The sequence below is a fragment of the Methylomicrobium agile genome (genome assembly GCF_000733855.1).
In the GTDB taxonomy this organism is placed as follows: Bacteria; Pseudomonadota; Gammaproteobacteria; order Methylococcales; family Methylomonadaceae; genus Methylomicrobium; species Methylomicrobium agile.
The window spans coordinates 2373261-2392085 of sequence record NZ_JPOJ01000001.1 but is presented as its reverse complement, the minus strand read 5'-3'; the positions used below and the strand labels follow the sequence as shown (position 1 = coordinate 2392085).

20 protein-coding genes and 1 tRNA gene are annotated in these 18825 nt (G+C 59.5%); 12 read left to right on the top strand and 9 right to left on the bottom strand.

What is annotated here, in order from left to right:
• The first annotated feature begins 130 nt into the window (after nucleotides 1–130).
• The 4 genes from CC94_RS22360 to CC94_RS0111295 all read left to right on the top strand — a co-directional run bounded on the left by CC94_RS22360 (nucleotide 131) and on the right by CC94_RS0111295 (nucleotide 2998).
• On the top strand, nucleotides 131–577 hold the full coding sequence (locus CC94_RS22360) for a hypothetical protein (protein WP_157203425.1): 447 nt from the start codon (nucleotides 131–133) through the stop codon (nucleotides 575–577).
• 128 nt (nucleotides 578–705) lie between these two features.
• A complete protein-coding gene (gene miaA, locus CC94_RS0111305; RefSeq protein WP_031430891.1) occupies nucleotides 706–1650 on the top strand; it encodes a tRNA (adenosine(37)-N6)-dimethylallyltransferase MiaA in 945 nt (314 codons plus the stop codon).
• Nucleotides 1651–1733: 83 nt separating this feature from the next.
• Complete coding sequence (locus CC94_RS0111300) at nucleotides 1734–2303, top strand: DUF447 domain-containing protein (RefSeq protein ID WP_031430890.1); 570 nt, start codon at nucleotides 1734–1736, stop codon at nucleotides 2301–2303.
• Complete coding sequence (locus CC94_RS0111295; RefSeq protein WP_031430889.1) at nucleotides 2300–2998, top strand: (5-formylfuran-3-yl)methyl phosphate synthase; 699 nt, start codon at nucleotides 2300–2302, stop codon at nucleotides 2996–2998. The genes CC94_RS0111300 and CC94_RS0111295 overlap by 4 nt, the downstream gene beginning before the upstream one ends.
• 32 nt (nucleotides 2999–3030) lie before the next feature.
• Here CC94_RS0111295 and CC94_RS0111290 read toward each other — a convergent pair whose 3' ends face one another.
• Nucleotides 3031–5079, bottom strand: coding sequence for a sensor domain-containing diguanylate cyclase (locus tag CC94_RS0111290; RefSeq protein WP_051911474.1), 2049 nt, complete (start codon nucleotides 5077–5079; stop codon nucleotides 3031–3033).
• Between the two features lie 233 nt (nucleotides 5080–5312).
• On the opposite strand from CC94_RS0111290, the gene CC94_RS0111285 reads away from it, so the two are divergent.
• The 5 genes from CC94_RS0111285 to CC94_RS0111265 all read left to right on the top strand — a co-directional run bounded on the left by CC94_RS0111285 (nucleotide 5313) and on the right by CC94_RS0111265 (nucleotide 10598).
• Nucleotides 5313–5390: transfer RNA gene (locus CC94_RS0111285), tRNA-Arg, on the top strand.
• A gap of 164 nt (nucleotides 5391–5554) precedes the next feature.
• Nucleotides 5555–6064 carry a 5-(carboxyamino)imidazole ribonucleotide mutase gene (purE, locus tag CC94_RS0111280; RefSeq protein ID WP_005369894.1) on the top strand — a complete coding sequence of 170 codons (510 nt, stop codon included), beginning with the start codon at nucleotides 5555–5557 and terminating at the stop codon, nucleotides 6062–6064.
• Entirely contained in the window at nucleotides 6061–7155 is a 1095-nt protein-coding gene (locus CC94_RS0111275) for a 5-(carboxyamino)imidazole ribonucleotide synthase (protein ID WP_005369892.1), read from the top strand. The genes purE and CC94_RS0111275 overlap by 4 nt, the downstream gene beginning before the upstream one ends.
• Nucleotides 7156–7353: 198 nt before the next feature.
• A complete protein-coding gene (locus CC94_RS0111270) occupies nucleotides 7354–8742 on the top strand; it encodes an MFS transporter (RefSeq protein WP_084675335.1) in 1389 nt (462 codons plus the stop codon).
• Nucleotides 8743–9023: 281 nt separating this feature from the next.
• Nucleotides 9024–10598: a carbon starvation CstA family protein gene (locus CC94_RS0111265; RefSeq protein ID WP_031430885.1), complete on the top strand. Its 1575-nt coding sequence runs from the start codon at nucleotides 9024–9026 to the stop codon at nucleotides 10596–10598.
• 150 nt (nucleotides 10599–10748) lie between these two features.
• Here the strand turns inward: CC94_RS0111265 and CC94_RS0111260 are convergent, their stop codons facing one another.
• Nucleotides 10749–11705, bottom strand: a complete 957-nt coding sequence (locus CC94_RS0111260) for an IS5 family transposase (RefSeq protein WP_005369238.1) — start codon at nucleotides 11703–11705, stop codon at nucleotides 10749–10751.
• An 81-nt stretch (nucleotides 11706–11786) separates the two neighbouring features.
• Here CC94_RS0111260 and CC94_RS0111255 point away from each other — a divergent pair, with 81 nt between their 5' ends.
• Both CC94_RS0111255 and CC94_RS0111250 read left to right on the top strand, forming a co-directional pair.
• Entirely contained in the window at nucleotides 11787–12266 is a 480-nt protein-coding gene (locus CC94_RS0111255) for a carbon starvation CstA family protein (RefSeq protein ID WP_031430884.1), read from the top strand.
• Nucleotides 12266–12463 (top strand): CstA-like transporter-associated (seleno)protein, encoded by a 198-nt coding sequence (locus CC94_RS0111250; protein ID WP_005369875.1) that lies wholly within the window; start codon nucleotides 12266–12268, stop codon nucleotides 12461–12463. Before CC94_RS0111255 ends, CC94_RS0111250 begins: the two co-directional genes overlap by 1 nt.
• Nucleotides 12464–12536: 73 nt before the next feature.
• Here the strand turns inward: CC94_RS0111250 and CC94_RS0111245 are convergent, their stop codons facing one another.
• The 7 genes from CC94_RS0111245 to CC94_RS0111210 all read right to left on the bottom strand — a co-directional run bounded on the left by CC94_RS0111245 (nucleotide 12537) and on the right by CC94_RS0111210 (nucleotide 18257).
• Complete coding sequence (locus tag CC94_RS0111245; protein WP_031430882.1) at nucleotides 12537–13265, bottom strand: esterase family protein; 729 nt, start codon at nucleotides 13263–13265, stop codon at nucleotides 12537–12539.
• Nucleotides 13262–14203, bottom strand: a complete 942-nt coding sequence (locus tag CC94_RS0111240; RefSeq protein WP_031430880.1) for an acetylxylan esterase — start codon at nucleotides 14201–14203, stop codon at nucleotides 13262–13264. The genes CC94_RS0111245 and CC94_RS0111240 overlap by 4 nt, the downstream gene beginning before the upstream one ends.
• A gap of 96 nt (nucleotides 14204–14299) precedes the next feature.
• Nucleotides 14300–14887: an NADPH-dependent FMN reductase gene (locus tag CC94_RS0111230; protein WP_031430879.1), complete on the bottom strand. Its 588-nt coding sequence runs from the start codon at nucleotides 14885–14887 to the stop codon at nucleotides 14300–14302.
• A gap of 42 nt (nucleotides 14888–14929) precedes the next feature.
• Nucleotides 14930–15526: a DUF502 domain-containing protein gene (locus CC94_RS0111225; RefSeq protein ID WP_005369870.1), complete on the bottom strand. Its 597-nt coding sequence runs from the start codon at nucleotides 15524–15526 to the stop codon at nucleotides 14930–14932.
• Between the two features lie 156 nt (nucleotides 15527–15682).
• Nucleotides 15683–16960, bottom strand: coding sequence for a phosphate regulon sensor histidine kinase PhoR (gene phoR / locus CC94_RS0111220; RefSeq protein ID WP_031430876.1), 1278 nt, complete (start codon nucleotides 16958–16960; stop codon nucleotides 15683–15685).
• Between the two features lie 12 nt (nucleotides 16961–16972).
• On the bottom strand, nucleotides 16973–17665 hold the full coding sequence (gene phoB / locus CC94_RS0111215) for a phosphate regulon transcriptional regulator PhoB (protein ID WP_031430874.1): 693 nt from the start codon (nucleotides 17663–17665) through the stop codon (nucleotides 16973–16975).
• A gap of 124 nt (nucleotides 17666–17789) precedes the next feature.
• Nucleotides 17790–18257, bottom strand: a complete 468-nt coding sequence (locus tag CC94_RS0111210; protein ID WP_031430873.1) for a nucleoside deaminase — start codon at nucleotides 18255–18257, stop codon at nucleotides 17790–17792.
• 105 nt (nucleotides 18258–18362) lie between these two features.
• Between CC94_RS0111210 and mscL the strand changes: the two genes are divergently transcribed.
• Complete coding sequence (mscL, locus tag CC94_RS0111205; RefSeq protein ID WP_031430871.1) at nucleotides 18363–18770, top strand: large-conductance mechanosensitive channel protein MscL; 408 nt, start codon at nucleotides 18363–18365, stop codon at nucleotides 18768–18770.
• Nucleotides 18771–18825: the final 55 nt, after the last annotated feature.

The window sequence follows — 18825 nt, the reverse complement described above, 5'->3', positions numbered from 1 at the left end:
CAAGTATAGCAGCCGATAAAAATTTGGCTGACGCGAAGCAATTTTTTTCAAACCGTGCGGAACCGGCTTGACACCGGCAGCGAACTCCACTACCTTCGGAAATTCATTGCAAAACAGGGTTTATAACATGATGAAGCTTGTTCATGGCGCCATTATCGCGCTATCGGTAGCGGCCAGCTTGCCCCTGCGCGCCGAGGAGGTTACGGCGCAGCAAAACAATCCGCCGCCCGCCGCGTACCGGCCCACAGCCCCCGCTGCGGCTCCGTATTATGCTCCGCCGCCGTCCGGCTACCCGCCTCCGCAAATGCCGGCCTACAGGCTGCGCCCGTTCAAGGCGGACCCGGCCTTTACGCTGCTGGACGTCCTGATTTACAGGCCGATCGGTCTGGCGGTAACCCTGGCCGGCATGGGCTTGTTCGTGGGCATGTCGCCACTAACCGCACTGGCGTCGATCCCGAGACCGCACGATGCGTTCCCGCAAGCGTTCGACATTCTGGTCAATACGCCGGCCGCTTATACCTTTGCCCGGCCGCTGGGGGACAGATCGGTTCCTTACCAATACCTGCAGCACTACTGATACCCGCGCTGTTGGCTTCACAACAAACCCGATTCGCATAGCTTCCGCACAGCCGCTGCGATAAGTCTTCGCCACGCGGAGCCTTACCGCAACCCTGCCGTCCTCCTGTTTCCGATTTCCTGTCACGCATGCCCGACCGTTCCTCCCTGCCTCCCGCCGTTTTGTTGATGGGGCCTACCGCGTCGGGAAAATCCGCGCTGGCCGTCGAGCTGGCCGCCGCGCTCGGCGGTGAAATCATCAGCGTCGATTCGGTACTGGTATACCGGGGCATGGACATCGGCACCGCCAAACCGACCCTAGAGGAACGCCGCGGCATTCCGCACCGCCTGATCGACATCCTCGACCCGGCCGAAGCGTTTTCGACCGGACAGTTCAGGGCGCAGGCGCTGAAACTGATGGAAGAAATGACCGAGCGCGGGAAACTGCCGATCCTAGTCGGCGGCACGATGCTGTATTTTAACGCCTTGACGCAAGGGCTGGCCGCGCTGCCGAAGGCCGACCCGGCCATTCGGGCCCGCCTCGATAAAGACCTCGCCCGGCTCGGATCAGGCGCCCTGCATCAACGGCTCCTAGAAATCGATCCCGAAGCCGCCGCCCGAATTCACCCGAATGACCCGCAGCGCATCCAGCGCGCCCTGGAAGTTTTCGAAGTTAGCGGCATGCCGTTGTCTTCGTTTTTCGATAAAACGCCGGCGGAAACCATGCCCTACCGCCTGATCAAGCTGATCATCGCGCCGGAACAGCGCGCCGCGCTGCACGATCTGATCGCCGCACGCTTCCGGCAAATGCTCAAAGCCGGCCTGATCGAGGAAGTGGAAGCGTTATACCGGCGCGGCGATCTGAGCGAGAAAATGCCGTCGATCCGTGCAGTGGGCTACCGGCAAGTCTGGGCCTATCTCGCCGGCGAATACGACCGGGAAACGATGACCGAAAAAGGCATCATCGCGACCCGGCAGCTGGCCAAACGCCAGTTTACCTGGCTGCGCCGGGAAACGGACGCCTTGCGCTACCCGGCCGGCCGGCCGGACCTGCTGCGGCAGGCACTCGCCGACATTCGCCGCCGGCTGGAGTAACCGGCATCCTGCTCGGTATTTTTAATGACTCGGACCCGATCTTGCTCTAGGATGGGTTCCCCTTTGCATCGATTTATTGATTCATGATTCTGGAAACGATTGTCACAACCCGAAACCGCGCCGGAAACCCGCATATCGCGCCGATGGGCATTCACGCGCAAGGCGAAGAACTGGCGATATTGCCTTTTCATCCCTCCGCAACGCTCGACAATCTGGCCGCAACCAAAACGGCCGTGATCAATTACTGCGACGACGTGCGCATCTTTGCGGGCTGCCTGACCGGCCGGCGCGACTGGCCGCTCAAACCGGCCGAAAAGATTGCCGGCCACGTGCTGGCCTCGGCGCTTGCGCACACCGAGGTCGAAGTCGTGCGGATCGAAGCAGACCCGCTCCGCCCGAAATTTTTCTGCCGCCCGGTAACCGAAGTCAATCATGCGCCGTTCAGAGGTTTCAACCGCGCCCAGTATGCGGTGCTCGAAGCGGCCATCCTGGTCAGCCGCCTGAGCAGGCTGCCGCTCGAACGGATCGAACTGGAGATCGGCTATCTGCGGATAGGCATCGAAAAAACCGCCGGTCCCCGGGAGCTGGAAGCCTGGAACTGGCTGATGGCGCACATCGAATCGTTCAAGGCGAAAGGAGAACCCCGCTCATGACCCGAATGCTGGCCAGCGTCAACAGCCTCGCGGAGGCGCAACTCGCCTATCGGGCGGGCGCCGACATCATCGACCTGAAACAGCCGGCTGCCGGCGCACTCGGCGCGCTGCCCTCGGAACAAGTCGCCCGGATTCGCGCCTGGTGCGCGGACAAAATCCCGGTCAGCGCCACGGTCGGCGACCTGCCGATGCTGCCTGACTTGGTCTTCGATGCGGTGCAGGCAATGGCGGCAACCGGGGTCGATTATGTGAAAATCGGCTTCTTTCCGGGCGGAGATTGGTCCGGCGTCGCCCACCGCCTGACGGTGCTGACAGAACGAGGGCATGCCTTGATTGCAGTGTTGTTCGGCGACGCGTCGCCCGATTCGGCTTTCATCCCCACCTTGCAGCAGGCCGGCTTCGCGGGCGTGATGCTGGATACGATGGATAAAAGCCGGGGCTCGTTGCCCGAGATCCTGACGTCCGCCGAAATCGAACGCTTCGTCGAGGCAGCCAGGGCCCGCCATCTGCTCTGCGGACTCGCCGGCTCGCTGCGCTTGAAGGATATTCCAACGCTGCTGCGCTACAGGCCGAATTACCTGGGTTTCAGAGGCGCCTTATGCGTTCGGCACCATAGAACCGCCGAGCTGGACGGCGAGGCGGCCGCACTCATCAAACAGGCTATCCGGAACGGCACCGCGCTGGAAACCACCTGAAAGTCTACCGGCAGCGAAGCGGAAAGTCTCTCTCATGCCTCCTGTTTCGGCGAGCTGGCCGGCGCCCCATCGCCAGCCGGAAGATCGTCGAATAAAACGACACGGTTGCGGCCGGCCATTTTCGCGCGGTACATCGCCCGATCGGCAGCGTCGATCAATTCGTGATAACTCCCGAAGTTCGGCCGATACAGCACCACGCCGATGCTCACCGTCAGTTCCAGTTGCCGAAACCTCGGCTTCAGGGTTTTCCCGCGACGCTCGATTTCCGAACGGATGCGCTCGGCATAAGCGCGCACATCGTTTTCGTCGGTATCGGTCAGCACGAACAAAAATTCCTCGCCGCCGAAACGGCCGACCAAATCGCCCGGCCGGGTCAGGCGCTTCAGCATATCGGCGACCAGCCGGATGATTTCATCGCCTTTTTGATGCCCGCACCGGTCGTTGAACAGCTTGAACCGGTCGATATCGACAAAACCCAGCGCCACGTTTTGCAGTTCCCCGGCAGGGCGGCGGCAAATCCGGTTCAACGAGAACTCGAGCATACCTCGGTTGTAAATCCGGGTCAGGGGGTCCAGTTGCGCCTGATGCTTCTGTATTTCGTAATGCCTGGCATTGGCCAGCGCGACGCCCAATTGAGCGGCAACCGCGACGATCTCCTCGAGAACCCGGGCGTTTATCGGTTTACGGCTGAGCCCGTAATCCGCGTAAATGATCCCGGCGAGCCGGCAGTGGCTGAGTACCGGCACCGCGATGAACTCCGCCGCACCGAACTGCCCGACCAGCGGATTTTCCGGTTCGAGCGCCGCAGGGATCAGCACCGCCGTCTTCTCGCGAAAACAATGCAGCAATTTGCCCGATACGCGGCCGATGTCGATTTCCAGTCCCGTTTCGCCAGCTTCCGGACAAGCATGGGAAACGACCAGACTACGGCGCTGCGGATCGATTCTGAACAGAAGCACGCGGTCGAAATCGAAATCATGCCTGATCGATTCCAGTGTCCAGGGCACGAAATCCGCCGGTTCCAGACTTTGATGCGGCGCCGTCAAACTGGCCGAAATATTGCGTACGACCGCCGGAGAAACAGGTTTCTCCGAAGTGTGATGACTCCGGCTCATCGCGATGCTCGCCTGCAGAAGCTTGGCCCTGAGGCGGTTGACGTCCGGAAATTCGATGCGGTAAAACTGGCGCGCGGCGCGCATTTCCTTGTCGGTTTCTTCCATCAGGCCGTCCAATTCGAGCTCATCGACCGGCAGCCACTCGAATACCTGAGGAGGCAATTGCGGCGGGCCGGTATGGCGGGTCGAGGAAATCCCCTGCAGCGAAGCGATATAGTTGGCAAAAGCGACGATCGCGATTTCGGTCCGGTAGGGATAAAAAGGCGAACCGGGGTCCGGCAATACGTGATGATGCGAAACCACGCCGGTAATCGGCATTGGCAATTGCCATTCCAAGCACAACGCCAACCCCATTTCGGCATGAGTGATGCCGAAAAAATGTTTTTCCTCTTCAAGCGGCGGGTGGGAACTGTTATGCAGGGAACCGATAAACTGGCTGTAAGTCAGCTTGCCGTGAACTTCAAAGGCCAGCTTGCCGATATCGTGCAGCAGCCCCGCCGCATACACCATTTCCGGGTCGGGATGCCGCAGGGTGGAGGCAATCCGCCGGCTCAGCTCGGCGACGAACAGGCAGTGCTGCCAAAAGAACAGACAATCGAACCGGCCGGATTTGCGCTGGATCATCTTGCTGAACAACAGCATGGTCAACGCGATCCGCCGAACTTCATCCACTCCCAAAAGATTCACCGAACGGCTGATCGAAGTCACCTTGGCGGGCAGACAAAAAGCCGCGGAATTGATCGTCTGCAAAACTTTCACGGCCAGGGCGGGGTCGGTTTCGATAATTTTCGCCAGCGCCTCGATACGTACATCCGGATCGTAAGTCAAATTGACCAGTTTGACGGCGATCACCGGCACCAGTTGCAGATTCAGCGATTCGTTTTTGAGGATCGCTCGCGTTGCTTTCTTGATGTGTTCCAGTTTATTGTCCATTTCGATCATACTCAGTCCGCTTTCAGCTTTCATCCCACCGTCTCTATCATTCATTGTATTGCATGACACAATCATATTTTCCGAGATGCATTACAAAGTTTTCGAATCAGGCAAGTTCGGCTCGCTCTTCCCTAAAGCCGGCTCCCGGCAAACGTGTAACCCGGCCATTTCGCCGGTAAGAATATACACATTTTCTCCATAGCTTGAGAGCCAGTCTCCGTCGTCGGCTTGTTATGAGCGAGCCAGTCTTGTTAGAATGGGCCGATGTCCCCGTAGCATAAGCCGGATAATGCACCTTCCTCCTAAGAAGGCGACTGGGTGTTCGAATCACCCCGGGGACGCCACTTCTTACAAGGCGGATTCTCCGATTCCGCATCTTCCCGGCCTCCCGTTCTTTTTCACTTTAAACGCTACATCGCCCGGTATTTATGCGATAATTTTCCGCTTCATTTATCGACCGGACCGGGAGCGCTGGCCGCATCCCGCTTTTTATCTTCAGGAGTACGACATGACAGCACTGGTTGGCATCATAATGGGCTCGACCTCTGACTGGGAAACGATGCGCTTCGCCGCGGAAACGCTGCAGGAACTGGGCATTCCGCACGAAGTCGAGGTCGTCTCGGCGCATCGGACGCCGGACAAACTGTTCCATTATGCCGAAACCGCCGAAACCAAAGGCCTGGAAGTGATCATCGCGGGCGCGGGCGGCGCGGCGCATCTGCCGGGCATGACCGCCGCCAAAACGGCGGTTCCGGTGTTAGGCGTCCCGGTGCAGTCGAAAACCCTGAATGGTCTGGATTCCTTGCTGTCGATCGTGCAAATGCCGGCCGGCATTCCGGTCGGCACGCTGGCGATCGGCAAGGCGGGCGCGATCAACGCCGCCCTGCTCGCCGCTTCGATCGTCGGAAACAAGCACAACACCTACCGTTCCGCGTTGAACGGCTATCGGCAGAAGCAGACCGAATCGGTCCTGGCCGGCTCGGATCCGCGCGGCACTGGCGAAGGCAGCCTCCTATGAAAGTCGGCATCCTCGGCGCGGGCCAATTGGCCCGCATGATCGCGCTGGCGGGTTATCCCCTGGGCATCGACTTCATTTTCCTCGACCCGGCCAAAGATGCCTGCGCCAATACGCTCGGCACGCATCTGCACGGCGATTACGACGACCCGGCGCTGCTCGCCCGGCTGGCCGAAATGTCCGATGTGGTGACTTACGAATTCGAAAACGTGCCGGCCGATGTCGCGCATTTTCTGGCGACCCACACCGAAGTGCATCCGTCGCCCAATGCGCTGGCGGTCGCGCAGGACCGGCTGGTCGAAAAGAACTACTTCAACTCGATCGGCATTCCGACGCCGAAGTTTGCGCCGATCGAGAGCCTGGACGAATTGTCCCGGGCAATGGAAACGATCGGCTGGCCTGCGATCGTCAAAAGCCGGCGGATGGGCTACGACGGCAAAGGCCAAGCTTTCGTCAGAACCCCCGAGGATCTGCCAAAGGCTTGGGAGTCCATGACGGGCGTCCCGGCCATCGTCGAAGCGTTCGTCCCGTTCGACCGCGAAGTCTCGATCATCGCCGCGCGCAGCCCGCAAGGCGAGATCGCCTTTTATCCGTTATCGGAAAACCTGCACAAAGGCGGCATCCTGCGCGTTTCCGAATGCCGCGAAGCCGATCCGATGCAGGCGCAGGCGGAAGATTATGTGACGCGCCTGCTCGAAGGGCTGGATTATGCCGGCGTGCTCGCGCTCGAGCTGTTCCAGGTCGGCGGCCGGCTGGTCGCAAACGAATTCGCGCCGCGCGTGCACAACTCCGGCCATTGGACCATCGAAGGCGCCGAAACCAGCCAGTTCGAAAACCACTTGCGTGCGATTCTGTCGCTGCCGCTGGGCTCCACCCGGCCGGTCGGGCATCCGGCCATGGTCAACTTCATCGGCGGCCTGCCGGCAACGGCCGAAGCGCTGGCGGTCGAACATGCGCATCTGCATCTGTACGGCAAGGCGCCCCGCAAAGGCCGCAAGGTCGCGCATGCGACTATCCGGGCGGAATCGCGCGCGCAGTTGTCCGCGCAGTTGAAAAAGCTGAGCGATTTGGCGGAACGCGTCGACGATTCCTGAGTTCCAGATTCAAGCATAAACGCAGGCCTGCTCCCCACGCGCCTCGGCGCGCGCCGGGAAACAGCCGTGCGATGACAATCATTCGCTCCCGCCGAGCCGAGCCCCTTCCGGCGAACCCTGCCGGAAAGCGCCCGGCCGCTCCATGCACGGCGGCATCAAAGGTAGACCTTATCACGACATCATGAGGAGATTCCGGTTGTGAACCCGATACAGGACATCGCCAGCCCGATGACGCGGCCCGAAAAACGCGCCACTTGGTCGCTGGCCAGCATTTATGCATTCCGGATGCTCGGCCTGTTTTTGGTCATGCCTGTTCTTTCCCTGTTTGCCGAACAGATCGAGGGCGCTACCCCCGCGCTGATCGGCCTGGCGATAGGCATCTACGGCATCGTGCAATCCGTTTTGCAAATCCCGTTCGGACTGGTCTCGGACCGCTTCGGCCGCAAGAAAGTGATCGTCGCGGGCCTCCTGCTGTTCTTTGCCGGCAGCGTGATCGCCGCGCTGTCGACCGACATTTACGGGATCATCATCGGACGCGCGATCCAGGGCTCCGGCGCGATCGCCGCCGCGGTGATGGCACTGGTCGCCGACCTGACCCAGGAAGTGCACCGCACCAAAGCGATGGCGCTGATCGGCGCGAGCATCGGCGTTTCTTTCGGCGTCGCGATTACGGCAGGGCCGGTGATCGCCTCATTCATCGGCGTACACGGCATTTTCTGGCTGATTGCGGGGCTGGCGCTGCTGGCGATCCTGATCGTTCTACTGCTGGTCCCGAATCCTCGGCTGTCCAGAAAGCACCGCGAAGCGCAGGTGATTCCGAGCCATTTCAGCGAGGTACTCACCCATCCCGAACTCTTGAGGCTCGATTACGGCATTTTCATCCTGCATTTGGTGATGACCGCAAGCTTCGTAGTCGTGCCGCTTCTGATGCGCGATGCGGGCCTTATTCCCGCACGGCACTGGATGGTGTACCTGCCGGTTTTCGTGCTGTCGCTGGCCTTCATGATTCCTTTCATCATCCTGGCCGAAAAGAAACAAAAAATGAAAGGCGTGTTTCTCGGCGCCGTGTCGATCTTGATCCTGGCCTTTCTGGGCCTGTCGCTGTTCCATGCTTCCTTGTTCCAGGTGATCGGCTTGCTGCTGCTATTCTTCAGCGGCTTCAACCTGCTCGAAGCCACTCTGCCGTCGCTGATTTCGAAAACTGCGCCGGGCGACCTGCGCGGCACCGCGATGGGCATCTACTCGACCTGCCAGTTCATGGGGGCCGGCATCGGCGGCGCGGCCGGCGGCTGGTGTTACGGCCATTACGGCGCCGGCGGCTTATTCATGGCCTGCGCCGCGCTGGCAGCAACTTGGCTGCTGCTCGCGTTCGGGATGAAAACGCCCCGGCATTGGACCAATCTGCTATTGTCTCTGGAACGGATCGAATTACAAAAATTCGACGAATTCGAACAGGAGATACTGGCAATCGACGGCGTCGAAGACGTGACCCTGCATCCCGAAGAAGCGGTGGCTTACCTGAAAGTCGACAAGCAGCAGTTGAATACCGACGCGTTGCAGAATCTGATTGTGCAGTACAGCAGATAAGAGGCATCCCTTCGGGAAAGTCTGCTGTACCGTCCCCGGCGCTTTGGCCGCCTTGAGTTTTGCACGCCGCTTAACAGGCAGGAACACGATCCGCTCGGCCAGATCCGCCTTGCCGATTCGGTTTCCGAACGCCGATCGATTGTTTTTGCCCCGCACTCCACGGCGTTTTGCTATGAAACCGACTTTTTAGCCAGCTCGCTGTGCATTCATGATTTTTTTCGCGTATAACTACGCCGGGGAAACCGGCATACCTTACTTTTCAATTCGACACGGGCAAAGTCATGCTTAAAATTCTACTCTGGATACTGGTCGGAGGGCTCGGTGCGTCGGCGGTCGGCGGCATCGCCCTGCAGCGCGGCGAAACGGTCAATTCGCTCTGGTTCATCATCGCGGCGGTCTGCGTCTACGCGCTGGCCTACCGCTTCTATGCGGCCTGGATTGCGGCCAAGGTGCTGGCCGTCAATCCGACCCGCGCAACCCCCGCCGAACGCCTCGACAACGGCCGCGATTTCGTGCCGACAAATAAATGGATCGTGTTCGGTCATCACTTCGCGGCAATCGCCGGTCCCGGCCCGCTGGTCGGCCCGACGCTCGCGGCGCAATTCGGCTACCTGCCCGGCACGCTCTGGATATTGATCGGCGCGGTGCTCGGCGGCTGCGTGCAGGACATGGTCACGCTGTTTTTCTCGACCCGACGCAACGCGCGCAGCCTCGGGCAGATGGCCCGCGACGAGATCGGCGTACTGGGCGGCACCGCCGCCCTGGTTGCAACCTTCGCGATCATGATCATCCTGATCGCGGTGCTCGGGCTGGTGGTCGTGAATGCGATGAAGCATAGCCCGTGGGCGACCTCGACCGTCGCCGCGACGATTCCGGTCGCGATGATCGTCGGCCTGTACATGCGCAGCATCCGTCCCGGCCGCGTGCTCGAAGCGTCGATATTCGGCGTGGCCTTACTGCTCGCCTCGGTCGCTTACGGCGGCTTCGTCGACCGCAGCGAAACCTGGCGCGTGGTGTTCGATCACGACGGCCTGACCCTGGCCTGGGCCGTGATCGCCTACGGCTTCGCGGCGGCGGTGTTTCCGGTCTGGCTGCTGCTCGCGCCGCGCGATTACCTGTCCACTTTCGTCAAGCTCGGCACGATCACGCTGCTCGCGATCGCGATCGTGATTCTGCGGCCCGACGTGAAGATGCCCGCGCTCACCCCGTTCATCGACGGCACCGGCCCGATCTTCGGCGGCAAGCTGTTTCCGTTCGTGTTCATCACCATCGCCTGCGGCGCGATTTCAGGTTTCCATGCGCTGATTTCCTCCGGCACCACGCCGAAGCTCTTGACCAGCGAGCGCGACATCCGGATGATCGGCTACGGCGGCATGCTGCTCGAATCGTTCGTCGCACTGATGGCGATGATCGCCGCGACCGTACTCGATCCCGGCGTGTTTTTCGCGATCAACAGCCCCGCCGGCGTGGTCGGGGCGGACGCGGCCGCCGCGGTCGCGAAGATTTCTTCCTGGGGCTTTCCTGTGACGGCCGAGCAGATGCAGGCCCTGGCCGCGCAAATGGGCGAAGCGAGCCTGTTCGCGCGCACCGGCGGCGCGCCGTCGCTGGCGGTAGGCATGGCCAGCCTCTTCGGCAGCGCGTTCGGCAACGGCTTCCTGGCCCTCTGGTATCACTTCGCGATCATGTTCGAAGCGATCTTCATCCTGACCACGCTCGACGCCGGCACCCGCGTCGGCCGCTTCATGCTGCAGGACATGCTCGGCAATTTCTGGCCGAAGCTCGGCGAAACTTCCTGGACGCCGTCGGTGATGCTGAGCAGCGGAATCGTCGTGGCCGGCTGGGGTTATTTCCTTTAGGAAGCTCTGAATAAGTGGTTTTTATAAGCGACACCGTGCGACATCCGTGGCACCTCGCCGAAAATGGGCAAATCCTTCCCGGCAGCGCCCGCTATCGGGGTGATTTCACTCAGTGTTCTCGGTTTTCCAGGGCGAAGGACAAAGGTCTCCCTAGGTCGGCTGCAGCGCCTGCCGAACGTGATAAAGATTGCCCAGGGCAAACAGCAAGTAGAGTTGTTGGGCATTCTTGAACAGCCCCCGGTAACGCACTTTGGTATAGCCGAACTGGCGCTTGACGATCCGGAACGGATGTTCGACCATGGCGCGTAACGGCGCCAGCATGTGGTTGTGAAGGGCTTGCTCTACCGGCAACTCCTCACCCTTCCCCCGCTTGAACGGAAAGGCCCAAACCGGCTCACCTTCCAGGCGATCCGCCGCCAGATTCCGGTCCTTGCGGGTATAGGCCCGATCGCCCAGCACGACCCGTTCCTCGCCGTGCAGCAACGCCTCCGTCATGACCCCATCCGCCACCTTGGCGGTGGTCATCTCCACAGTATGCACTAACCCCGACTCGGCATCGACCCCAATGTGCGCCTTCATCCCAAAGTGGTAATTGTTCCCTTTCTTGGTCGAACTCATCTCGGCATCCCGTTTGCGCGCCCGGTTCTTGGTGGACGGCGGGGCAGCGATTAATGTCGCATCGACGATCGTGCCTTGCCGTAGCAACAGGCCTTTTTCGGCCAACAGCGCCGCCGTTTCATCAAATAGGGTTTGTGCCAACTGATGGCGTTCCAGCAGATGCCGGAACTTGAGGATCGTGGTTTCATCCGGCAGGGCGTCCTCGCCCGCATCGAGCCCGGCAAACTCGCGCAGCAGCGGCATGTCGTGCAATACTTCCTCCATCGCCGGATCGGAATAGCCGAACCACTGCTGCATCAGGTGAATGCGCAACATCGTCGCCAAGGGAAAGGGGCGGCGGCCTCGGCCCGCTGTCGGGTAGTGCGGCGCTATCCGGCTCGTCCACAAACTCCAAGGCACTACCTGCTCCATCTCTTGGAGAAATTGCTGCCGCCGAGTCTGTTTCGGTTTCTTCACAAACAGTGGGGCACTGAGTCCGAGTTGCTTCATGGCGGGCACCTATCGAAAATGGCAAGCTGCGGATATTTTATCCCAGGCGTAGGACTTATTCAGAGTTTCCTTTACATCGGCGTGATCGATCCGAACGGCGGCGTGAACATCCTCTGGCCTTTGTTCGGGATCGCAAACCAGATGCTCGCCGCGATCGCGCTCTGTGTCGCGACCGGCATCCTGGTCAAGTCGAACAAACTCCGCCATGCCTGGATCAGCGGCGCGCCGCTGGCCTGGCTGGTCACGATCACCTCGACGGCGGCCTGGGAAAAACTGGTCAGCCCGGACGTTCGGATCGGCTTCTTCGCCGCCGCGAATGACCTGAGCGCAAAACTGGAAGGCGGCTTGCTGCCCCCGGAAAAAGCCCATATCGCGCCGCAGCTGATCCTCAATCTGCACCTGGACGCGGCGATCACGCTGAGCTTCGTCGTGCTGCTCTGGCTGATCGTACTGGACATGTTGAGGGCCGTCTACCGGCATTTGTCCGGCAGGCCGGCGCTGCCGCTATCCGAAGCGCCGCACTGTCCGAGCCAACTGATCGAGAACTGGGTACGGGACTGATGCTCAAACACCTGAAAACCTTCTGGCAGGCCGTCCGCCGCCTGAGCGGCGACGACGCTTACGAACGCTACCTTGAGCATTATGCGCACTGCCACACGCATGAAGACCCCCACGAATGCGAGGGTCCCTTGAGCCGGGCCGAGTTTTTCAAACAGTGGCAGGATCAAAAATGGAACGGGATCAAACGTTGCTGCTGAAAATGATCCTGGGCGGCTCTCCAGACCTGCCAGGTTTTTAAAACCCGGCAGGTCCATATCGCTCAAGTCCGCCTCAGACATAAAGACTCGACATCCGCCGCCAGTACCGGCCGCGATGCGCGCGCCCGTCCCATTCGTGCAGTTCGTGCCGGATGCCTTTGGACCACAGGATGCGGCTCAAATGGCGATTGTTGTCGAGAAAGGGATCGTCCCGGCCGATCGCGAAGATCATGTCCATCTGCCGCAACTGTTCTAGTCTCCGTTCACAGTCGAGCTGGGGCAGAAAATGCGTGGGCGTATGAAAATAAATGTCGTCGTCGTAGTAGCCGTCGAACAGGTTGCCAAAATGCTCGACCGCCAGCGTCAGATCGTACCGGCCCGAAAACGCGCACAATTTTTGAAACAGATGGGGATGGCGGAAGGCGAGCGTGGCAGCTTTATACGCGCCGAGGCTGCAGCCGTAGGCGATCGTGCAGGGATACGGATTCTTTTTTTCCATAAACGGCAGCACGTCTTTCAGAATATAGTCCTCGTACTGGATGTGCCGCCGGATCCGCCCGGAAGGATGGCACCAGCCGCAATAAAAACTCTCGCCGGCAATACTGTCCACGCAATACAATTGCAGATGGCCGGCTTCGATTTTGTGCTGCAGCGTTTTTACGACCCCGATGTTTTCATATTCGTAAAAACGGCCCTCGCGGGTCGGAAACATCAGCACTTTCGCTCCCTCACCGCCGAATACCAGGAGTTCCATCTCGCGTCCCAGCTCGGGACTGTACCAACAGTGATATTCCCGCTTCATAAGTTGCCGAAAAACTCTCCCAACTCCGCGATCAACGCGTTTTCCTGCATTGCCTTGTCCGGATAGTCCGCGTGTCCCCAGTCGAGAACGAACAGGCGCTTTTCCCCGGCTAACGCGTTGTAAATACTGAACTGGCCGGGCGGCGCCACCACCGGATCGGCCAGCGCCGCGGCCACATGGGCCGGCGCCCGGATATACCGCGCCGCGACGGCCGCATCATAGTAGCGCAATGTTTCGAGAACATGACCGTCATGGTCGCGCTGGTAGTTTTGCACCGCCGCCGCGCTGCCCCAGGTCGGCAGCTTCAGGCGCAGCGGATGGTCGCCGAAACTCGGCACGTTGAAATGGGCGCGCCGGATGCGCCCGTCCCAGGGCATCGCCAGCGCCCCGATCCCGCCGCCGAAGCTGATGCCGAGATAGCCGACACGGCCTTCTACCCCGGGAAACAACGCCAGCAAGGCGGATACCGCCAGCCACAGGTCTTCGACGCAGCCGCCCAGGATATAACGGTCTTTCCGGTCGATGTCGTGCAGAACGTGGTAAGCCGGATTATCCGAAATCGGCCAGCGCCGGCTGCGGGACAAGCCGCGGAAACACGGAAACAAAAGCACCGCATTCGGGATCGGCAAATGGAAATCCGGCCCTTCGCGCCCGCCGTAACCGTGGCCGACGATCACTCCCCGTTCCACCGGCTGGTGCTTCGGAATCAACGCCCAGCCCCGGATATCGAAGTCATCGGTGGAACGGTAATAGAGATCGCAACACTCGAAATCGGGATGCGGCCAGCCGCACGGCCTGAGGCGCTGGCGCGGGTCCAGCGCCAGCGCCCGCCGGTAGCGTTCCTCCCAGAATGAGGCAAAATCATCCGGCGGCAACGGCGGCATGATCCGCAGTAACTGATCCAGTGAATAGCCGTAGGAAGGGTCAAAGTCAGGCATCGAAAAAGCGGGTTATCGATTCGGGCGGAGAATAGTATTTCATCGGCCTGCCCGGTTCAATCATCCCGTGCAGGCAACGAAATGGCAGGAAAATCGTCAACCCCCGCTGTTTTGGAGCTTCTGCAGGACATCGGCCAGCCGGCCGCCGATCTTCACGACGGCATCCTGCAATTGCGCATCGTTCAGATAGCCTTCCGGATGGAACGCCTTGTCCGCCTGCGCGATGCCCTGCTGCTCGGCCAAAACGGTCACCCCGATATTGCTGAGCATCAGCCGTAGAAATACCAACCCCCGGAGCCCTCCTAACGCGCCCGGCGAAGCGGCCATAATGCCGGCGACCTTGCCCCGGTAAGCCAGGAGCGGCGCCTCGTCGCCTTCGCGCCGGGAAGCCCAGTCGAGCGCATTTTTCAGCAGCGGGCTGAACGCGCTGTTATATTCGGGGGAGGCGATCAAAAAGCCGTCATGCGCGATCAACAGCTTTTTGAAGGCCCGCGCGGCTTCGGGAAGTCCGTAGGCCGCTTCGTCGTCCTGATTGAAGATCGGCATCGGATAATCGGCCAGATCGACAAGCGTCACCTCCGCTCCGGCCTGCTCCGCTCCCTGGGCCGCAATCCGCACCAGCCGTTGATTGTAAGAGTCTTTCCGGGCGCTGCCGGAAAACGCGAGAATGCTGGGCTTGACCATCAGGCTGGCTCCGGCTTAGCGGTTGGAATAAAGGCTGTCAAGTTAGTCTTTCGGTAAAGCCGCGATCTCGGAAACCTTGCTGAAATCGACCCCGACACTGATAATCAGGCTGCTGGCTTCCTCGATATTCATCGTCGATCTGACCACTTTCGATTTGCTCACGATGGTGGTATAGCCGGAGGTCGGGTTCGGCGAGGTCGGGATAAACAGTACGTATTTGTCATCGAAGCGGTTCGTGACATAAGCCGCCATCCAGGCGCCTTCCTTCGGCCATTCGACATAAACGACCTCTTTCGCGGCCGCCTTATCGTGCCCGGAAAACATATTGATGACTTTCTTGATGACCCGGTAAATGGTATTTAAAACCGGAATTCTGCCGATAAAGTTGTCGAAAGTCGCAATCACCCAGTAGCGGCCGTCCTTCACGATTTTATGGCCGATCCAGACCAGAATCGCGATACTGACGCCGAACACCATCAGGGTATAAAGGTAATTGTCGGCCACCGCATACACGGTGCCGATCAGATCGGATAGGCGGTCCTTGATAAAGATCATGATTTCCAGCGTAATCACGATCGGGATCACCGCCAGCACGCCGATCATGAAATAGTTGAACATCTTTTTTAACGTGTCGCTCATTATCGCTCCTCTGCCTTCACCAGCGGACTTTCGCCGAGGCCGTTACTTTATCGGGTTATTATTATCGAACGCCGTGCCCCGCTGCCTTTCGGTTTTCGCCGCAGAGGCGGGACCGGGCCGGCTCCCCATTATAAGCCAAATCGAAAAACTTACCGATCAATCGCACTTGCGGTTCGGCGGGAAGTGACAGCTGAAGCAGCTGCCCTTGCCGAGCTCGCTGATGATGTTCAAACGGCCGTCATGGCGCATCAGCACATGCTTGACGATCGCCAGGCCAAGGCCGGTGCCAGGAATTTTCCGGCCATGAAGGGAGTCGGCCCGGTAAAAGCGCTCGGTTACCCGGGGGATGTCCTCGGGCGCTATTCCGATGCCGCGATCCTCGACTTCGAACACAACCGTGCCGCCCTCTTCAAACCAGCGCACCTTCACCACCGAATCGGCGGATGAATATTTCAGCGCATTGCCGACCAGGTTGGTGAAGGCGCTGCGCAATTCCTGCTCGTCGCCATCGAGATTCGCAACGGACGCCAGGACCAATTCGAGGCGCCCGGCCGAATTCTCGACCATTCCCCTTTCGTTGCAGATCTGCTTCAGCAAGGCCGGCACATCGACGCAAACCGTCCGCCTTTGCTGCGTTTCGAGGCGGGTCAACATCAACAGGTCGTCGACCAGGTGCTGCATGCGCTCGGTCTGTCCGCGCATTTGCTCCAGCGAACCGGCCAATAGCGGCGAGCTGCCGTCGTCCATGTCCTGTAAGGTTTCGAGATAGCCTTTCAATACCGTCAGCGGCGTCCTGAGCTCGTGCGAAACGTTCGCGACGAAGTCCTTGCGCATTCTTTCCATCTGCTTCAATTGCGTCACGTCCTGCGCCAAGAGCAGCCTGAGGCCGGCGCCGTAGCTGACGATCCTGACCGCCAACGTGATCTGTCCGTTCACCGGCGAAGGCAGAATGATGCCGTCCCGGTAATCCCGCGACTTGAGATAGCGGACGAATTCGGGATAGCGTATCAGGTTGGGGATGCGCTGGCCCTTGTCTCCCGGCTGCAACCCCAAAACTTTCAGCGCGGCTTTGTTGGCCCACTCGATCACGTCGTCCTGGCCGAGAATCACGGCGGCATCGGGCAATGCGCCGGTAAATTCCCGGAACTGTTCGAGCAGTTTTCTAAGCTTCTTCTTACGCCGCTTTTCGCTTTTTTTAAGCCGATAGACGTGGTAATAAATGTCCTCCCAAATCCCTTTGGTGTTGGGATAATCGCCCTTGCCGCCTCTGCCGATCCAGTATTCGAAACGGCTGATTTGCTGAATCTGCCGAAACAGAAAGATCAAGGTCGCCGCCAGCAGCAAGGGCAACAGATGGCCGGACAGAAAGCCGGCAATCGCTATCGCCGGCAGAGACAGTAAAGCGATAGTGATTTCCCTTTTCCAAACTCCCATAAAGCCTTTTGTCTATGCGGTCAATGAAAAGCGATAGCCGAAACCGCGCACCGTCTGCAACAGTTCCTCTCTGCCGTACTCGGCCAGAATCTTCCGGAGCCGGCGGATATGCACGTCGACCGTACGCTCTTCGATATACACGCTGCGCCCCCAGACCTGATCCAGCAATTGCGTGCGCGTGTAGACCTTGTCCGGATGCGTCATGAAAAACTGTATCAGCCTGAACTCGGTCGGACTGACCTCGAGCTGACGCTCGCCGATGCTGAGCCGGTGCTGCTCGGCATCGAGCATCATATCGCCGAGCACGATCTGCCCGGCGTCCGAAAGTTTGCCGCTGCGGCGCAGCACCGCGCGAATTCTGGCGATCAGTTCCTTCGGAGAAAACGGCTTGGTCATATAATCGTCTACCCCCACGTCGAAACCGCGCACTTTATCTTCTTCCTCGCCGCGCGCAGTCAACAGGATGATCGGCAAATCCTGGTAAGCCGTTTCCTTCCGGAGGCGGCGCCCCCATTCCGCCCCGCTGATGCCGGGCAACATCCAGTCCAGCAAAATCAGATCCACCGGCGTCTGATCGAGCACGGCCTGGGCCTCCCTGGCATCTCCTGCCGCATACGCCGTAAAGCCGGCCTTTTCGAGCACCAGCAGCAGCATCGCGCGGATCGCCTCTTCATCTTCTACCACGAGAATGGTCGATTTAGTCATAGATTACGAAAGCAAAAATTAAAGCCCGGATTGTAATCCCGAATTTATGACAGTTTTATGACACCTCCCGACTGAAGGCAAACCTGGAACGGTAGGGACGATAAATCCTCCCCATAAAACCGGACTATTCGGAACCTGTACCGAAACAGCCTCGGCGGGCGGCGGCAAATAAGGCATTGCATTCAGTTTCGAGAATTCCGCCGACAATCAGCGTATCGTGAAAAACGGCTCGCGCGCTGACCTCGGCCGCGCGTAAATCGATCTGCCACCAACCGAGCTTCTGCAGGTAAGGGATCGAAGTGCCGTAAAAAACCCGGCCGATTCCCGCCCATTCGATCGCACCCTGGCACATCGCGCAAGGCTCCGCCGTCGTATAAAGATCGAAACCGCGCCAGTCTTCCGCACGATGCCGGACGGCACAATCGTTGATTGCGACCATCTCGCCGTGATAAGTCGGATTCAAATCCGAGCGGTTGAAACCCTGGCCGACGCATTGTCCATCATCGCGCCGGACGATTACCGCGCCGAAAGGATATTGCGGCGCCTGCCTGGCGAGTTCGATCGCACGCCGCATGAAATGTTCATGATTCATAAGCGCGAATTATATTAGAATTGGCGCCGGGCAGCTCAGTTTTTGCCCGACATGGCGTTTTTCAGGCGATACGGCAAATCATGATCAATCACGAGGAGATCCTTCATGAATGTGTTAAAAGAATTCAAAGAATTTGCAGTTAAAGGCAACGCGGTGGACATGGCCGTCGGTATCATCATCGGCGCGGCTTTCGGCAAGATCGTCTCGTCGCTGGTCGCCGATGTGATCATGCCGCCGATCGGCGTCCTGGTCGGGGGCGTGGATTTTACCGATCTGGCAGTCAAAATCAAGGATGCCTCCGGCGATACTCCGGCGGTCATGCTGAAATACGGCAACTTTCTGCAAACGGTCGTCGATTTTACGATTATCGCCTTTGCGATATTTCTGCTGGTCAAATTGATCAACAAACTGAAAAAGGCCGAGCCCGAAGCCCCTGCCCCGGACCTCGAACCGACCCGCGAAGAACTGTTGCTGACCGAGATCCGCGATCTGCTGAAAGAAAGAAAACCCTAATTCCAGCCGGATGCTCCGGAGAGAACACGGCCAGGATATCAGAACCGCCCCGCTC

Excerpts from the sequence above, each read along its gene's own strand:
- CC94_RS22360 (WP_157203425.1), top strand. The coding sequence starts at position 131 with ATGAAGCTTGTTCATGGCGCCATTATCGCGCTATCGGTAGCGGCCAGC.
- miaA (WP_031430891.1), top strand. The coding sequence starts at position 706 with ATGCCCGACCGTTCCTCCCTGCCTCCCGCCGTTTTGTTGATGGGGCCT.
- CC94_RS0111300 (WP_031430890.1), top strand. The coding sequence starts at position 1,734 with ATGATTCTGGAAACGATTGTCACAACCCGAAACCGCGCCGGAAACCCG.
- CC94_RS0111295 (WP_031430889.1), top strand. The coding sequence starts at position 2,300 with ATGACCCGAATGCTGGCCAGCGTCAACAGCCTCGCGGAGGCGCAACTC.
- CC94_RS0111290 (WP_051911474.1), bottom strand. The coding sequence starts at position 5,079 with ATGAAAGCTGAAAGCGGACTGAGTATGATCGAAATGGACAATAAACTG.
- purE (WP_005369894.1), top strand. The coding sequence starts at position 5,555 with ATGACAGCACTGGTTGGCATCATAATGGGCTCGACCTCTGACTGGGAA.
- CC94_RS0111275 (WP_005369892.1), top strand. The coding sequence starts at position 6,061 with ATGAAAGTCGGCATCCTCGGCGCGGGCCAATTGGCCCGCATGATCGCG.
- CC94_RS0111265 (WP_031430885.1), top strand. The coding sequence starts at position 9,024 with ATGCTTAAAATTCTACTCTGGATACTGGTCGGAGGGCTCGGTGCGTCG.
- CC94_RS0111260 (WP_005369238.1), bottom strand. The coding sequence starts at position 11,705 with ATGAAGCAACTCGGACTCAGTGCCCCACTGTTTGTGAAGAAACCGAAA.
- CC94_RS0111250 (WP_005369875.1), top strand. The coding sequence starts at position 12,266 with ATGCTCAAACACCTGAAAACCTTCTGGCAGGCCGTCCGCCGCCTGAGC.
- CC94_RS0111245 (WP_031430882.1), bottom strand. The coding sequence starts at position 13,265 with ATGAAGCGGGAATATCACTGTTGGTACAGTCCCGAGCTGGGACGCGAG.
- CC94_RS0111240 (WP_031430880.1), bottom strand. The coding sequence starts at position 14,203 with ATGCCTGACTTTGACCCTTCCTACGGCTATTCACTGGATCAGTTACTG.
- CC94_RS0111230 (WP_031430879.1), bottom strand. The coding sequence starts at position 14,887 with ATGGTCAAGCCCAGCATTCTCGCGTTTTCCGGCAGCGCCCGGAAAGAC.
- CC94_RS0111225 (WP_005369870.1), bottom strand. The coding sequence starts at position 15,526 with ATGAGCGACACGTTAAAAAAGATGTTCAACTATTTCATGATCGGCGTG.
- phoR (WP_031430876.1), bottom strand. The coding sequence starts at position 16,960 with ATGGGAGTTTGGAAAAGGGAAATCACTATCGCTTTACTGTCTCTGCCG.
- phoB (WP_031430874.1), bottom strand. The coding sequence starts at position 17,665 with ATGACTAAATCGACCATTCTCGTGGTAGAAGATGAAGAGGCGATCCGC.
- CC94_RS0111210 (WP_031430873.1), bottom strand. The coding sequence starts at position 18,257 with ATGAATCATGAACATTTCATGCGGCGTGCGATCGAACTCGCCAGGCAG.
- mscL (WP_031430871.1), top strand. The coding sequence starts at position 18,363 with ATGAATGTGTTAAAAGAATTCAAAGAATTTGCAGTTAAAGGCAACGCG.